Source organism: Massilia sp. R2A-15 (assembly GCF_030704305.1).
Classification (GTDB): domain Bacteria; phylum Pseudomonadota; class Gammaproteobacteria; order Burkholderiales; family Burkholderiaceae_D; genus JAFCUW01.
Map to the genome: position 1 here is coordinate 1,016,635 of NZ_CP131935.1, position 16,325 is coordinate 1,032,959.

At 55.9% G+C, this 16,325-nt stretch carries 13 protein-coding genes; 9 read left to right on the forward strand and 4 right to left on the reverse strand.

Going from position 1 to position 16,325, the window contains the following annotated elements; genetic code table 11:
* The first annotated feature begins 458 nt into the window (after positions 1-458).
* The 5 genes from Q4S45_RS04575 (at position 459) to Q4S45_RS04595 (ending at position 5,925) form a co-directional block, all read left to right on the forward strand.
* Complete coding sequence (locus Q4S45_RS04575; protein WP_305509570.1) at positions 459-1,931, forward strand: hypothetical protein; 1,473 nt, start codon at positions 459-461, stop codon at positions 1,929-1,931.
* Complete coding sequence (locus tag Q4S45_RS04580; protein WP_305509572.1) at positions 1,924-2,739, forward strand: hypothetical protein; 816 nt, start codon at positions 1,924-1,926, stop codon at positions 2,737-2,739. Before Q4S45_RS04575 ends, Q4S45_RS04580 begins: the two co-directional genes overlap by 8 nt.
* Positions 2,736-4,376, forward strand: a complete 1,641-nt coding sequence (locus Q4S45_RS04585; protein ID WP_305509574.1) for a PspA/IM30 family protein — start codon at positions 2,736-2,738, stop codon at positions 4,374-4,376. The genes Q4S45_RS04580 and Q4S45_RS04585 overlap by 4 nt, the downstream gene beginning before the upstream one ends.
* On the forward strand, positions 4,373-5,053 hold the full coding sequence (locus Q4S45_RS04590; protein ID WP_305509576.1) for a hypothetical protein: 681 nt from the start codon (positions 4,373-4,375) through the stop codon (positions 5,051-5,053). The genes Q4S45_RS04585 and Q4S45_RS04590 overlap by 4 nt, the downstream gene beginning before the upstream one ends.
* Positions 5,054-5,430: 377 nt before the next feature.
* Complete coding sequence (locus Q4S45_RS04595) at positions 5,431-5,925, forward strand: phospholipase D family protein (RefSeq protein WP_374046077.1); 495 nt, start codon at positions 5,431-5,433, stop codon at positions 5,923-5,925.
* Between the two features lie 278 nt (positions 5,926-6,203).
* Here the strand turns inward: Q4S45_RS04595 and Q4S45_RS04600 are convergent, their stop codons facing one another.
* Together Q4S45_RS04600 and Q4S45_RS04605 are read right to left on the reverse strand one after the other, a co-directional pair.
* The gene (locus Q4S45_RS04600) at positions 6,204-6,512 is read right to left on the reverse strand and encodes a YdhR family protein (protein WP_305509578.1); all 309 of its coding nucleotides are present in this window, start codon (positions 6,510-6,512) and stop codon (positions 6,204-6,206) included.
* Positions 6,513-6,907: 395 nt separating this feature from the next.
* A complete protein-coding gene (locus Q4S45_RS04605) occupies positions 6,908-9,103 on the reverse strand; it encodes a tetratricopeptide repeat protein (protein ID WP_305509580.1) in 2,196 nt (731 codons plus the stop codon).
* 203 nt (positions 9,104-9,306) lie between these two features.
* On the opposite strand from Q4S45_RS04605, the gene ilvD reads away from it, so the two are divergent.
* From ilvD to Q4S45_RS04625, 4 genes are all read left to right on the forward strand, one after another.
* Positions 9,307-11,169 carry a dihydroxy-acid dehydratase gene (ilvD, locus tag Q4S45_RS04610; RefSeq protein ID WP_305509581.1) on the forward strand — a complete coding sequence of 621 codons (1,863 nt, stop codon included), beginning with the start codon at positions 9,307-9,309 and terminating at the stop codon, positions 11,167-11,169.
* A 140-nt stretch (positions 11,170-11,309) separates the two neighbouring features.
* Positions 11,310-12,329, forward strand: a complete 1,020-nt coding sequence (locus Q4S45_RS04615; RefSeq protein ID WP_305509583.1) for a sulfurtransferase — start codon at positions 11,310-11,312, stop codon at positions 12,327-12,329.
* 147 nt (positions 12,330-12,476) lie between these two features.
* Complete coding sequence (locus Q4S45_RS04620; protein ID WP_305509585.1) at positions 12,477-12,845, forward strand: hypothetical protein; 369 nt, start codon at positions 12,477-12,479, stop codon at positions 12,843-12,845.
* A 90-nt stretch (positions 12,846-12,935) separates the two neighbouring features.
* A complete protein-coding gene (locus Q4S45_RS04625) occupies positions 12,936-14,942 on the forward strand; it encodes a DUF262 domain-containing HNH endonuclease family protein (RefSeq protein WP_305509587.1) in 2,007 nt (668 codons plus the stop codon).
* 204 nt (positions 14,943-15,146) lie between these two features.
* Here the strand turns inward: Q4S45_RS04625 and Q4S45_RS04630 are convergent, their stop codons facing one another.
* Both Q4S45_RS04630 and Q4S45_RS04635 read right to left on the reverse strand, forming a co-directional pair.
* Positions 15,147-15,908 (reverse strand): MGMT family protein, encoded by a 762-nt coding sequence (locus Q4S45_RS04630; RefSeq protein ID WP_305509589.1) that lies wholly within the window; start codon positions 15,906-15,908, stop codon positions 15,147-15,149.
* Positions 15,905-16,294 carry a hypothetical protein gene (locus Q4S45_RS04635; protein WP_305509591.1) on the reverse strand — a complete coding sequence of 130 codons (390 nt, stop codon included), beginning with the start codon at positions 16,292-16,294 and terminating at the stop codon, positions 15,905-15,907. Before Q4S45_RS04635 ends, Q4S45_RS04630 begins: the two co-directional genes overlap by 4 nt.
* Positions 16,295-16,325 lie beyond the last annotated feature (31 nt).

The window sequence follows — 16,325 nt, forward strand, 5'->3', positions numbered from 1 at the left end:
CGGCGCCGCCCGTGGAAGCGACCGCATGCACAAAAATATCTGTGCGCCCCGTGTGACGAAATCCTAACTTGTCTGAGGACGCTGGCCGCAGGCGGAAGCAGTCCTCATCTTGCAAGCGCGGCGCCCCATCTAGATGGCACCTCGCTCATTGAAGAAATGTAGCACTGCGTTACAGGCTGTGTTTCGATTACGCCGCAGCAGTAGCCGAGCCTGGGACGCATCGGTACGTGTCCGCAGAACGTTGCGCTTCTACTCAAGATAGCGCACCACATTCGTCTTTCGTTAGCGAGACATAAGCGGGAACGGCGAGGAGTTTGCAGTTGAATGCTGTGTTAGCTCCATTGATATCAAACAAGATGATGCTAAAAGATAAACCAACCGTTATAATAAATTGCACGCAGGAACAGTTGCCCAAGTGCGATAAGTTGCCAATCGATCAACACCAGAGATATTCATAAATGCCTACCTACACGAATTATGCCGGCGAACTTTCCACCGAGCTCGATGCCTACCGAAAACGCGGCGAAAAGGAGGCGGCTCACCATAGACCGCCTGGTGACGCGTTACAGATGGACCAGAATGAGACGACGCTGCAAGCGGAGGCGGAAAAATGGATCGGGTCTGAACAGCGATTATTCGATGCAGTGTTGACGGAATCCTCTCGCGCGATTGCGGAATCGGGGCAAAAAGTGGTAGAGCTCCAAGGTCGGGCAGATCAGCTACTACTTGACACAACACTATTGGCGACAATCGAGGCCGACATGTCGGCAGAGCGGGACGCATTAGTATTGTTGACCGAAAATCGAATGAAAACGGAAGTGGACTGGCGCCACCTTCGTGCAATTAATGGTATCACAATTCAAGCCAGTTATCCGGAGAGTGTGATATGGCATCTGGCCTTAATTTTCGCTCTCGCTCTTATTGAAACCATTGTTAATGCATTTTTCTACGAAAATTCTCAAGGGTTATTGGGGGGATTTACTGTAGCGCTGGGCGTTTCATTTATTAATATGGTAGGCGCGTTGATCTTGGGTTATGGTTTTCGATATAAAAATCTATCAAAGATCGATTATCGGTTTGTGGGTTACGGATGTTTAATTGCTTTTCTGGTTCTGGCTATCTATTGCAACGCACTATTTGCGGCGTTTCGTTCAGAATATCAATTAATATTGGATCCGTCTGATGGAATTCAGATGAGGCACGGGTTTGCAATTGCCGCTGCCGAAGCAAAAAAGATATTCTATTTGGGAATGGGCTTTTCTGATTTAACAAGTTTTGTTCTGTTCGGGCTTGGTTTAGTTTTAAGTTTTTTGGCGTTTTATAAAGGCTATACACTGGACGATAAATTTCCAGGATACGGTGCGCTGGATCGAACGCGCAAGGAGGCGTTAAAATCCGAAGCCGTGCAACAAGAGATGCTTCGACAAAAAATAAAAGAATATTTGCACCACAGAAAAGCAGAAACGCAAGCCATTCTTCACGAACCGGCGCAGATTATTAATCTCGCGTCGCGTCGAATATCAGATTTGCAGATCGCCAAATCTACATTGATTAATCAAGCGCAGGCCATTCAACGAGATTTTGCACTGGTTTTAAGCACGTATCGCAACGCAAATGCATCGATCCGCGCGACAGCTGTGCCGGGTTATTTTAAAATCATCCCGGATTTGATTGCGAAAATTGATGTCTCTCCGGCCACACCGTTCCTCGATCAACTCGCACGGCTTCAGACGGATGTCAAAATCTGGCGTGACGAAAATCAAGACGCGTTAAATCTAAAATTGCAGGCGTTACAGAGCGATTCGGCAAAAATCTTGAGTTTTACATTTTCGGCTTTCTTGCGTGACGTGGAGAACGAAGCCAAGGAACGAATCAACCGAGCAGTGGCAACTGTTCATCGCGACAATCTGGAAATGACGACCAATGCTTAGCCGAAAAGATAAGAAAGGGATTTGGCTGATCGCTGCGGTCTCTGCAATTTTCATTGTCATTTTTGCGGTAAAAATTGCTTTCGATAAGCACGCAAAGCCGGGGGGCGACAATTGTGTGGGTACGCCGGTAGGAAATACAGTGATTGTTCTGGATTATTCAGAAGAGATACCTGAGCAGACAAAGAGTGAAATTGCCGCACGTGCGATGGCTCGGATAATAGGGGAAGTAAAGGTCAATGAACGTGTTTCGATCTTTACTGTTTCGGATGATTCGCAGCGCGCACTGAGACCCGTACTCTCGGTTTGCAAACCGCCTAATGATGGAAATAGAATGGTCGAGGGAATCCAAACAATTCAGAAGCGGTTCCACGCAACTTTTGAAAAGCCTCTCCGAGAGATATTGCAAAAGAACCCAGCCGAAAGCAAAGAATCTCCAATTGCGCAGACGCTAACTGATATTGCCCTCAGTGAATATTTAGCAGGCGATCGAAGCACTTTATTAATCTTTTCAGATATGTTGGAAAATACGGAGAAGTTCACGATGTATGGTTGCGAATCATCGGCAAATATCATAGATCGTTACCGCCTATCGCGTCACGGTGCCATGGAACGGCCGAAGTTTTCAAATGCGCGAATCGATATTAACCTGATCCCAAGGCTCGGGCAAACTGCGGGAACGTTAAAATGCAGAGATAAATTCTGGCCATGGTTTTTTGGTGACAATCCTGGCGCTGACGCGGCACTTTCAATCCGTTACCTTCCCGGCGGAGCCGGCCACGCTCAGCTTATTCCTAGGCATTCCAAATGAATCGCAACTATTTCTTAACGCTATTCAAGTGTATCGTCGTTTCTATTGTTGTGCTTGCTAGTAGCACTTTTTTCCGTCTACCGCCCTGGGTGGCTATGTTGGGCGGTATTCTGCCGTTGGTTTACTATCATTTATTATTTTTATGGCCTCAGGCTTCGAAGGGGCTCAGTGGGACGGCGATCGATAGCGTCTATTACTTTGGATTCTTGGTCACGGTGTCGGCTTTGGGAATTAGCGCGATTTCAATTGCATTTCGAGGGTCCGAGGGAAATTTAAACACGGTTATCTATCAATTCGGAGTGGGATTATTCGCGACTGGTTACGCGGTGGTAGCCCGTATGCATCTTACTAGCTCTGCATCAATGGTGGATGAGGCTAGTCCAGAAGCTCTCATGGACCGATACGTGAAACGCTCCGTCGAATTGGTGAGCAATGTCGAAATGGCGTCTAGTCAGCTCGCTGAGTTCTCGAAGGACATTATTAGACGAACCGTAGAGATGACGGAATCAACGAGGAGTTCTTCCGAACGAATGATGATGGATGCGGCAAGAGCGTTCGACGCAGAAATGAAAAATACTCTGGCATCGGCTCGGGATAGTCTTGCGGAAATACGTGGACTTGTTTCCGAAACCTCTTTCGTAGCTGAACGGGAAGAGTTGGCGCGTAGCCTCAAATCGACTTCAGAAGCAACTTCACTCTTGAATGCAGCCCTTACCGATCTGGCATCAAAGGCGCGGGTGAGCGCACAATCGACTCAGGAATCAGTCGTCGCGACAGATGGGTTTCAGGAGACCGTGCGAACTTTGGCCGCTCAAATTGATGCACTAGGTGGCGACGATGGAGCCTTTATCAAGTCTGCGGAAACGCTTAAGGAAGCTACGGCTAGCATGTCCGAATGCAACACAACGATGTCTGTCGCCGCAGAGGGCTTGAGCCAAATGGTCAGCACTGTGAGCGATACCGGGCCGACCTTCAAGCAAATGCGAACGCTTACCAAGAAGGCCACGGAACAGCTTGAAGCGTTAGCCGAGGCTTCTGGAAGAATTAATACTTCCTTAGACCAGATCGCAAGTGCTGCAGTAGCTTCCGATTCATTAGCCGTTGGGATGTCGAAGGTTACTTCTGCCATGGAACCATTAGCATCCGGCTCTAATATTCTTGCGTTACGGTTCACTGAAATAACGAAAATCTCAAGTGAATTTGATAGGAGTATCGGCGATTTGCCTGCACGCACGGCGCTTCTTCACGACACAGCGAATGAAATCGCGGCGGGCCTTCAACGAATTTTCGAGGTTATTGAGGTAGCTGCCACGCACAGTGAAAGACTATCCGAAAATTCCGTGCGGACCGCTAAAACAGTGGAAGGTGCAACAAAACTTCTTGAAACAGCGGATGGATTGCAGAAGTTAATTGAGCATCTTCACAGGGATTTCCATGGCTTTACTAACTCACTCCAACTCGCCCAAGACGCAATTTTAACATCCTCGACTGGCATAAAAACTGCGATTCATGGATCGACCCTTGCTCTCGAAGGGGATATCAAACGCTCTGCGGAAGCTGCTTCAATGTTCACTGAAAGGCTTTCGCAGGTCGCACAAAATATCATCGATAGAACTAAACCGGAGCCGGTCCGATGAAAAGGTCTGATGACGTCTTTTTCTTCACTTTAATTGATTTTTTGGTTCAGGTCTTTTTCTTTGGATTGGTTCTATATGTTTTGGGCCAGTCCACCCAAGCAAACAAAGAGCGTGAACAGAAAGAAGTTGCCGACCAGATAAAGAAGTTGCTTGACGCAACAGGGGTTTCGACAATCACAGAATTGACTGATGATTTGACAAATATGGCTCCCATTGACCAGCTTAAGGGAATGGCCGATTTTATTAACCGGAATGGAGGGGTATCTGCGATTAAAAATGCTAACGAAGTAGTTCGCGACGCCGGCGGGATGCAAAATTTGAAGGCGGGCTTGATGCGCTTAAAAAAATTGGAGGATGGATTAGGGAAGCCGCCTTGCCTTTTCGACGTCGTGGGGGAAAAGAAGGTGGTTAAACCCCTTGCCACCGTGGTTGCTACTGACACTACAATTGAGTTTCAGAGTGAGGGGGATGAGCTAAGGAAAGTTCTCGAGCTGCTAAATGTCAGATTTTCGGCTGTCAGAGAGCTTTCACTAAGCGATTTCCGAAGGACCTTTTCTCCCATAATTCAACATAAATCGGATTGTCGTTACACTCTCCGTTTTTTAGAGAGAACTCGAATTGTAGACGCCCGCGATGCAGCGCGGTTTGCTTTTTATTTGAACATTGAGAAGCCATAATGCCCCAATCGATCGATCCTAGACTTGCGTCGCTTTGCAACAAGCTTGATGAAATGACGGTTCATATTTCGAAAATTCATCAGAGTAAGGGGGAGGTTGACGCGAAGGAAGCGAGCAGCGCTCCATTGCGTTCGAGCGTATCAGAACATCAAATGCCCGTTGCAGGGACACTGCGCGAATTTTTCGCAAGACTCCTCCGTGGCAACAGCTAAAAGTAGATGGGATACTGCTATGAATGGATGGGTGTTTTTTTGTTTTTCCTTGGAAGCGACTTTGAAATGGTAATGAAACGCCTCTGTGCTAGCCTTCTTTTATTGTTTACACTTCTTCCGGCGCACGGTGGGTCACCACATCCGATAAACGCCCTCGCGTCTGGCATGAAAAACCCAGGTGTTAAGGTTCAGGGGCAAGGCGTTATCGAGACAGCATTCTCTCCAAATGGAGGAAGTGAGGAATTGGTTGTGAAGGTAATCGATTCCTCTGAAAAAAGGCTTCGTTTGGCTGCCTATTCGTTCACTTCGCCGGCAATTGTTAGCGCCTTAATTGCTGCCAAGAGGCGGGGAGTCGATGTCCAAGTAGTGGTTGACGAAAAGGGAAATAAAGGTAAGGCGAGCATCGCGGCGCTCAACCTTCTTGTGAACTCGAATATACCGGCGCGAACTATTTCCGCGTACCCGATTCATCATGACAAATTCATAGTTTGCGACGATAGAACGGTGCAAAATGGTAGTTTTAACTATAGTCGTGCGGCCGCTAAGTCTAATAGTGAAAATGTTCTAGTCGTTTGGAATAATTCGCCATTGGCAAATTCCTTTTTAAGCCACTGGCAGTCGAGGTGGGATAAAGGTACGGATGTGAGATCTACATATTAAGTCGACTATTCGAGAACGGCTGTCGATGTGTGGACATCTTCACTATGAGTTGTAAATATTGACTCATATATTTGTTAAGTATGGCCCTAAACGGCCATAGTCTCTCTTTGCGACAAACATGGGTAGAAAGCTGGGTAGATGATTTATGAGGCGCTTTTTTCATAGGAGGATTCTATTGACACCGCTTCCGGCGTCAGCACATCAGTAAGCTCCCCTTCCATCGAGTGGGAAGAAGAGAGGCGGTTAGCAATTGTTCATGTTTGCCGCCTTTGCTGCCCCTATTTGAGTCCCCTGGTAATTAATGATGCCTTTTGATTTACTTCGAAGTCCACCGAAGAAACGTTGATCACGAACGGTCGGCTCACGACTGCTTTGACAAGATCGGAATGCATAAAGTCTTCCATTGCAGTCTTGCTTTCCCACAAGTAGAAACCTCCAAAAGTATTCTTCTCTTCATCCGCCAGCCAAACTTTTGAAATCAAACCAGGTACTTTGGCCAGCACTGGGGCGTCTGGCTCTACCATTTGTTTAAAATATTCTGCTTGCGAGATATCTTTTAAATGATAGGTGATAAGTTGCGCTTGCATAATTCCTCCGTGAGAGGTGGCTCGACGGTGAACCTCGAGCCGCATGCCTGGATTAGCGATTACTGAATAAATGTTGAGATGCGACGAAGGGTTATTCCCGCTGCCGCTCCCAGCCCCTTCTGTTGGGCTGGAGGCGGCGCGGGAGATAGCCCGCTTTCATGCTACGCCGCCTTCGTTGGTGTGTCGAATCCGTTGCGCTGCTCGGCCTCGGCCTGCTCGGCGTGGTTGCGTCGCGGCGCAAATCGGCGAAGAATAAGCGCGCCTGATTGGCAAGCCAGCAAACTGTTTGAAAGCCCGCACGCAGCGGGCTTTTTTCATGCCCGTCACCAAGCCGGGCGCGAATGGCGTCGACGCGCGCCCCACGGCCGGTCAGATCAGACGTTCTTCTTATCGCCTCATTGCACACACATCGCCGGCATGTGGTTGATCGTGTTGTTTACCCGTCTCATGCGCAAATCATCGGGAATGCGCGCATCCGGTTCGGCCAGCAAGAGCAACTGCTGGCCGATGCCTTGGCAGCCGGGATGGCGATTCATGGACTGCGTGATCTGGAAGGCGTACTCGTAAACCTCGTCCTTGCGCAGTCTTGCGACGCGCTCCTTCTCAGCCGCCGCCTGTTCGCGCGCCAGCTTTTCCTCTTCAGCTTTGATGCGGTCGCGTTCAGCATTCATGCGCGCGACAAAATCCTGGCGCCAGCGTTGGGCTGTCGCTTCGTTCATTTCGAGCGGCAGCGTGCGGTTGAGCGTCTGGAAGGCGATCGAATTTTTAGTTACCAGTGCAACACCAGTAATCGACAGCCGCTCGTTCTTGTATTTCAACAGGATAACTGGCTCGGCCTTCGTTATTTCGTCCGGACTGATCAGTTCGCTCGGCACCAGCCATTGCATGCGGAACGGACTTGCGGATGTTCCGATAGTGACCCGCCACGGGCCGTCGCCTTCCACGCCGACATTCGCCACCTTGAGTTCGCCCACCGTGGTCCGCAAATTTTGTGCGATGGCGTCGTTTGGCTTCTGGTCGCCGTCTCGCGCTGCGTTAAGCGCATTGAAGGCGTCGTCGAGACGCTCATATTCGTCACCCTCGTTGGGCCGCACAGGCGTGCCCGGCAGCCGCTGGCGCCAGACGATGGTCGTGGGATCTGCCTTGAGCGTCTGGAGCAGCGCGCTGTTGCGAGCCAGTTCTGCTTCGAAAGTGGTACGCGCAACTGGCGCCGACAGCGCATCGGCCATCTGGAGCAACGCAATGGCAGGCACGCGCATGGGGCCGTAAACACCCGAGGTGTCGGCTTGAATTGCCTGCCGCACGCGGTTAAGCCGATAGGAGACATCGGACGCAGGAACCCGCGAATCGGCCAGGGTCCTGGTACTCGCCACCCAGTGCGCCAACCATAATACGTCGCAAACAATGTCACGGGAGGCGATGCGGGCCGCGTCGGTTGGCGTATCCGCCAGACGCGCGCTGACCGCATCCGCGCCAGCGAAAAGCGACGGCGCAAGCGTCGCAAATGCGACCGGGGCCGGTCGCGCGGTTGCGGACGCAATCTGCCGCGCGTCGGCCTCGAGCGCGGGACCATAGGTGCCGAGGCGGCCGACCAGCGCGACCTTGATCTCATCTACCAGGCTCGGCAGACGCTGAAAATCGGCATTCGCCTGGCTGTCAGGCAATTCGGGATTTCCCTGCCAAGTGTTGTCGTAGTGCGCAGTCACCCACTCCGGGCGGAACCCCTGAAGGGCAGACAGGCCCGTATGTAAAGCCGCAAGCTGCTTCCTGGCGTCATCTGCCGCGTCAGGAGTAGCGGCCGCGACACTCAGCGCCAGGGAGGCGTGCAGCCTCGCGACGCGATAAGGAAACAGAAACGCTTCATGGACGAAGTCGGCGTTGGCGGCCTTCGCGGGCACCTGCGCGAACAGTGCCGACAGGTTTGCGGCAGCGACGCGGTCTTCACTAACCGCAGGCTCGCTCAGCACACCCGCAAGTGCGCGCGGCGAATTCGGAGCCCACAGCCATGCCAGAGACACAGGCTGGGCAAGCAGTTCTTGCAGGCCAGTTTCGGCAGCGACAACCTGGACATTGCGCCAGGCCCGATAACCATAGCTCGCGCCGGCGCCGGCGCCGCCTGCGACGATGAGGGCTGCGGCGAGCAGGAACAGCGGCGTGCGAAAACGTCGGGCCGGCGCCGGTGACGGGGGAACAGTGGCGGAAGGAGCTGGGGCAGGCTGTTCGCAACTTGCTTCGTGATCGGTATTATTTTCTGCCGGTGCTTCGGTCGCCGGCTCCGGGTTGGCCGACAATTCGCGGCGCTCCACGTGCTCAGCACTTGTCTCCGGCGCCAGTTTGTTGAGCGCCTCAAGCGCCGCGGCATGACCATTTTCAGCAGCGAGCGTCAGCCATTGCCGCGCACCGACCGCATCTGCGGGGCCGCCCAATGCACGCTGCAGCATCAGCGCGAGGTTGAACTGGGCACGTCCGTGTCCCCGCTCGGCTGCCCGTGAAAACAATGCACGGGCGGCGACCGCATCGCCATCGTTCGCTCGTAAATGAAGGACCGCAGCGCGGAAGTCGTCTTCGGCAGTCGGGGCAGGCAAGGTCATCGGTGAACGAGAGGGTGAAAGACAATCGACTCTAACACACTATGTCCACACGGAAACATTAATAATTGGCCAATGCGAATAAGGGCGGTAGGCTCGCTGATATGTTGAGCGACTCACAGATGCCTGAAACGCATATTGGACATATCAATGATAACTTGGCACCCTTGGGTTCTTAATTCTTTCGCAGCACTCAGGAGATACACATGCCCACCTACCGTTCCCACACCACCACCCAAGGCCGCAACATGGCGGGCGCACGCGCACTGTGGCGCGCCACCGGCATGAAGGACGGCGACTTCGACAAGCCGATCGTCGCGGTGGTGAACTCGTTCACGCAGTTCGTGCCGGGCCACGTGCACCTGAAGGACCTGGGCCAGCTGGTGGCGCGCGAGATCGAAGCATCGGGCGGTGTGGCGAAAGAATTCAACACGATCGCGGTCGACGATGGCATCGCGATGGGCCACGGCGGCATGCTGTACTCGCTGCCGTCGCGCGACCTGATCGCCGACTCGGTCGAGTACATGGTCAACGCCCACTGCGCCGATGCGATGGTGTGCATCTCGAACTGCGACAAGATCACGCCAGGCATGCTGATGGCCGCCATGCGCCTGAATATCCCCGTGGTGTTCGTGTCCGGCGGGCCGATGGAGGCGGGCAAGGTGGTCAAGGTCGTCAACGGCGACAAGAAGATCATCAAGCTGGACCTGATCGACGCGATGATCAAGGCCGGCGACAGCACCGTGTCGGATGCGGACGTGGCGGAGATCGAGCGCTCGGCATGCCCCACCTGCGGCTCCTGCTCCGGCATGTTCACCGCGAATTCGATGAACTGCCTGACCGAGGCGCTGGGCCTGGCGCTGCCGGGCAACGGCACCATCGTCGCCACCCACGCCGACCGCAAGGAGCTGTTCCTGGGCGCCGGCCGGCTGATCGTCGAACTGGCCAAGCGCCATTACGAGCAGGACGATTATTCCGTCCTCCCGCGCAGCATCGCCACCAAGGCGGCGTTCGAAAACGCGATGGTGCTGGATGTGTCGATGGGCGGCTCCACCAACACGGTGCTGCACCTGCTGGCCGCGGCGCACGAGGCGCAGGTGGAATTTACGATGGCCGACATCGACCGCATCTCGCGCAAGGTGCCGTGCCTGTGCAAAGTGGCGCCGATGACGGACAAGTACCACATCGAGGACGTGCATCGCGCCGGCGGCATCATCGCGATCCTGGGCGAACTGGCGCGCGCCGGCCTGCTCGACACCTCGTTGCCGACGGTGCACAGCAAGTCGATGGGCGAGGCGATCGAGAAGTACGACATCCGCCGCAGCGACGATCCCGCGGTCCACAAGCTGTTCCGCGCGGCGCCGGGCGGCGTGGCGTCGCAGGTGGCATTCTCGCAGGCGGCGCGTTATGAGGCGAACGATATCGACCGCAAGACCGGCTGCATCCGCGATCGCGAGCACGCATATTCGCAGGACGGCGGCCTGGCGGTCCTGTACGGGAACATCGCGGAGAAGGGCTGCATTGTGAAGACAGCCGGCGTGGACGAGAGCATCCTCACATTCTCCGGCAAGGCGCGCGTGTTCGAGAGCCAGGACGCGGCGGTGGACGCGATCCTGGGCGACGCGGTGCAGGCCGGCGACGTCGTCATCATCCGCTATGAAGGACCGAAGGGCGGGCCGGGCATGCAGGAGATGCTGTACCCGACCTCGTACATCAAGTCGAAGGGCCTCGGCAAGGCGTGCGCGCTGTTCACGGACGGGCGCTTCTCCGGCGGTTCGTCCGGGCTGGTGATCGGCCACGCATCGCCTGAAGCGGCGGAGGGCGGCGCGATCGGGCTGGTGGAGGAGGGCGACATGATCGACATCGACATCCCGTCGCGCACGATCAACTTGCGCGTGTCGCCCGAAGACCTGGCGCATCGCCGCGCGGCGATGGAAGCGCGCGGCCACGACGCGTGGCGGCCGGTGAACCGCCAGCGCTTCGTTTCGCAGGCGCTGCAGGCATATGCGGCGCTGACCACTTCCGCCGACCGCGGCGCCGTGCGCGATCTGTCGCAGTTGAAGCGGTAGGCGGCTAGCAGCGGAACAGCGGGTTTGGGGTCTGGTCCTGCGGACCTGACCCCGTTTTTTGTCGCAGGTATGGATGCAGCAGCGGTCAGTTCAGAGGCCCGGAGCAAAATGGGGTCAGGTCCGCAGGACCAGACCCCTCGATGGACACCGGTATAATCCGCCGTCCACAGGCGAATTCTGCCGTTTCCTATCTGTCCACGCATTTGAACACCACCGCCACCATCGCGCCCTTCGGCTTCCGCCGCGACCTGCATCGCTGGCGGCAGCTGGTCACGCCTGCCTGGCTGGCCGGACTGGTCGCGGGCGCGCCAATCACCGCGGCGCCGGCTGGCGAGTGGCGCCTGTTCGAAATCGGATTCGGCGAGGCGGACGCGTTCGCCGCCGGCCATATCCCCGGCGCCGGCTACATCGACACCGCGCAGCTTGAACATGGCCCGCTGTGGAACAAGGTGTCCGACCGCGAACTGCTTCAGCTGCTGCTGAACGAAGGCATTCGCCACGATGTCACCGTGGTGCTGTACGGCCGCAATTCTTTGGCGGCTGCGCGCGCCGCGCACCTGCTGCTGTATGCCGGCGTTACCGACGTGCGCTTGCTCGATGGCGGCTTCGCTGGGTGGAACAGAGCAGGGCTGGCAGTCTCGCAAGGGCTTCCGCGGCGCTATCCGGCAGCTGCGGATTTCGGCACGGACTTTCCCGCGCGTCCCGAGTACCTGTTCGACATGGCGCAGGCGCGCAGCCTGCTGGAGCAGCCTGATGGCGCACTGGTCAGCACCCGCACCTGGAACGAATACATCGGCAAGACATCAGGCTACAGCTACATCGACGCCAGGGGCGACATCGCCGGCGCCCTGTGGGGCCGCGCCGGCGATGACGACGACGTCAATAGCATGACCGAGTTCCACCATGACGATGGCCGCATGAAACCGGCGGCGGACATCAGCCGGATGTGGCACGCCGCCGGCATCCATGCCGATCGCCAGACGGTGTTCTATTGCGGCACCGGCTGGCGCGCTTCGCTGGCGTTCTTTTATGCGTGGCTGATGAACTGGGACCGCATCGCGGTTTATGACGGCGGCTGGTGCGAATGGAGTCGCGATGAAGGCAATCCAGCACTGTGCCGGATCGATTCAGGCCCGACCCTTTCCACTGCAAAGCGTTGACCGCGCGTCGGCGCGAATGATCACGGTTCGTTTCTTTCGAGCGAAATGTTCCTTCATTTTTGGATGCGCGGTTTGTATCTGTATGGTAACTTTGTCAGCAATGCGGCGGGGCGATAGGCTGGGCCGGTTATTCATTGCGGAGACGGGATGTTTTTTAATAATTGTGTGAACCGGGACCATCAGAAGCTGTTCGGGCCGGGTGCATTTTTTGACCTGGAGGCAAGGGGTTCGCAAGCCGCACTCGCGCTGGAGCTGCAGCCGGGCGATATCTGCATTGTGGCTCGATACGGCGACAAGGAACGGACCGTCGTCGATTTCTCCTGGTACAGCTTCACCGAGGAGACGAACCAGCTCGACGAAAAGGGCACTCCCGCGCGCGTTTTGCGCGGCGTACTGAACAAGTCGGAATCGTTGTCCAAGATCGAGGCGGCGTGCGACGCGAGATATCAGCATATGTTCGACAAGAACGGCAATTTCAAAAGACCGTCGGTGCTGAAACGCCCGACGGCTGCCTGATCCTGCAGAAAATTCGACGCGAAAAAAATCTTCCGGGACCCGGGCTCATTCGCAAGCGCGCGGCCTTTAGCTTTCAACGAGAAAAACCAATTGCAACCCGATAAAACCTCAGCCATTAATCTTTTTAGCGCACCTCGCCAATACCTGATTCCGGTGTTCCAACGCGGATACGTCTGGACACTCGAAAAACAAGTAGCGCCGCTTTGGGCGGATATCGAAGAGCGGGCCACGGCCTGGCTCGAGCGCCAGGAGCTGTTGAAATCTTCGAGCCCATCTCAGCTGGCGCCGCTCCGGAAGCACTTTCTGGGCTCCGTGGTGCTCACGCCCATTACCAGCGCTTTCGGCAGGGTCAACGCTTACGAGGTGATTGACGGCCAACAGCGGACCACGACCTTGCACCTGCTGTTGCTGGCGTTTCGTCACGCGGCTGAACAGCTGGGGAGCGTTCAAATTTCGCAGATGTTGTCGGGGCTGGTACGTAATTCGGGACCGTTCGCCGTTGAGTCCGACTTTCACAAAGTATGGCCTACCAAGGCTGGCCGTGACGAAATGGGTTTCCTGAACCAGGCAGCAGGGGCCGACGCCGTTTGCGCGGAATTTCCTGTGAAAGCGGGTAAACAGAAGTTCGATCGGCCCTTGATGGTGCAGGCTTACCTCTACTTGCACCAGGCGATCGTCGCTTTCCTGGCCGGGGTTCCGCTGGATGACCTGATGGATGCTGAAGGCGACGATACTTTGTCCGACGCGGTCATTCACATCATCCGCCGCGAGAACGCGCCGCGGCTCCCGGTCGCCGATCTTCCGCCGTTGTCTGCCGAGCGGGCCCAGGCGCTGTACATGGCGCTGCTCGAAGCGGTGCAGATCATGACGCTGACACTCGAGGGCGACGACGATCCGCAGGTCATCTTTGAAACGCTGAACGCGCGCGGGGAGCCTTTGTTAGCGTCCGACCTGGTGCGGAACTTCGTCTTCCTCGATGCCGCCCGCCGCGAATTGGACGTGGGGAGGCTCTACGAGAAATTCTGGAAAGGCTTTGACGAGCAACGCGACCAGAACGACAAGGTGACGGCCAACAAGTACTGGAGAGAGAAACAGACGCAGGGTCGCATCACTCATCCGCGCATCGACCTGTTTTTCTTCCACTATACGGTGCTTCGTCGGAAGCAGGAAACCAAGGTGAGTCATGTATTCCAGGCATTCAAGGAATGGTGGCAGTCGTCGCGCTGCGACATCGACACCGCGTTGGCGCAGATCGTCACTACCAGCAGGTACTTCAGCGAGTTAATTTCGCCCGAGGGAGGCGGTTACCTGGCTGAATTCGCCCGGCTGGTGAAGGTGCTGGACGTGAGCACCTTAACCCCTGTTTACTTATTCTTGCGCGAGCACTACGCCGCGGACGATCCTGAGCTCGAGCAGGCGGTGAAGGATTTGGCTTCCTATCTGACCCGTCGTTATGTCTGCGGATTTACGGCGAAAGGGTATAACCGAATCTTTCTTCGCATGCTCGAGGTAATCTCGCAGCCTGGAACCAATCGCCCGGCCCAGGCATTGCGAACCTATTTGACCGGTTTGCAGGGACACAGCGGGAGCTGGCCGACCGACGCCGAATTTCGCGACAGCTGGATGCGCCGACCGGTATACAAGGAGCTGCGACCTGCGAAGACCGCAGCCATCCTGCGCGCGCTCGAAGTCGCCGGCCGCACCAGCAGAACCGAGTCCATACTTGTCCCGACCGTGGACAAGCTCACCGTCGAACACATCTTGCCGCAGGGCTGGGCGGGCACGGCCCACTACCCATTGCTGATCGATTCAGATGACGAGCTGGCGCGGCGAAATCACGTGCTCCAATGTTTTGGAAATCTGACCTTGCTCACGCAAGAGTTGAATAGCTCGGTCAGCAATGGCCCCTTCCTGGATGTGCCGGCGACCGCGGACGCTAAGTTCGTTGAAGGGAAGCGATCCCAAATAGGCAAGCACAGCCTATTGAATTTGAATTGGTATTTGCAAAGCAAGGAAAAATGGACTGAAGCAGAAATAACCGAGCGGGCCGAAATCTTGTTTGGACAGGCGCTCAACTTGTGGCCCTTGCCATCGTGATGCACGGGAAATTATTCGCGCGGCCGGCGCCGAAGCTGTCGATCGGAGGTCCGGCGGCGGCAACAAGCTGTATCCGGCCTTTTGCATTGCCGATGTCGAGGCGAGCGTCAGCAAGCGGGTTTTTGCAGAGGTGATCGCCTTGGTTTACGCGATCCTGGCCGTGTTGCCACCGCCTCGTATGTGAGCGCGGGAACGTCGTCGTACTCACCCTTGCCAAAGAAAACTTCGCAGATCCACCTTGGCCCGTTCAATCTGAACGCCTTCGGCAGTGAGCTTTTCTGCCTGATTTGGAAGGTAGGCGAGCAACTGGCCGTTGGCGTTGACGATTCGGTGCATGGGCAAACCCTGGTGGATATTCCTTTTGATGTATCCAGGCATTGCACGCACGAAGCTGTGCGCCACTCCCATTCCGACCGCTATGTCGGCATAGCGAACAACTGTTCCCGGCGGAATTGCGGCGACAAAATCCCGGAACCGTCGAGTGGGCGACTCGGGTAACAGGGCGTACCGATCCGGAAGCAGCGTGAAGAGATCGCCGGCGCTGATCGAGCCGCCTTTTGCAATCGTACCGAGAATGCCGCGGCGCTGAACGAGGTCGCGAAGCTTGGGAATCAAATGAGAGATGCGACTGCATGGTTCGCAGTACATGGTCAGCCGGATCTCGACACCACGGTCGGTGAGGATTGCGGCGCCGGGCCGAAACATGTGTTCCGGCGTAAGTGACACCACCATGTTTTCGTGCAGCGAGCCGGGCGCAATCGCGAATTTTTCCAAGTCGGACGCGAGCGCGATCAGAATTTGCCGCGGGCTCAAGCGGTTGGCGTGTACATCCCCTTCGATGCCCCAGCCTTGGACGCACAGCAAAGATTCGCCGCCAGATAATTCGCTCGCTTCCCGGCCATGGAAAGTTTTAACAAAGAGGTGTCGAACCTTTCCGTGAGCGCGGGGCGAACCCGGGGCAGTCAATCGAACATCTCGCCGGTGGTTTTGGCGAAGGTCTTGGCGAACAGGTTGAACAGTTCGACGCCCTGGTTCGATTCCAGGTACTTGTGCGCGCGCTGCGCCACATCCGTCAGGGTTTCACCCTCGCTCAGGAATTGGTCCCAGTGATCGGCGCGCATCTGGCCCTCCAGCCAGCCGACCGTCGCCGACATCGTTTCCTTGATGACGTGCTCGAGCAGCAGTGCAGCCTTGTCGGTGCTGACCGGGCGCTGCATCTGCAAAGCCGCGACGAACGCCGTCAGTTCGGTGTCGCCTTCGTCGCGCGTAATTTCCTTCGCCTCGCTCCTGGTGAGGTGGGCTTTGTCGTCGTCCGGGCTGGCCGCGCCGATGGTGGACGGGTCGGTTGTCATCGATTGCTTCTCCTTTGGATCTATGCGAACA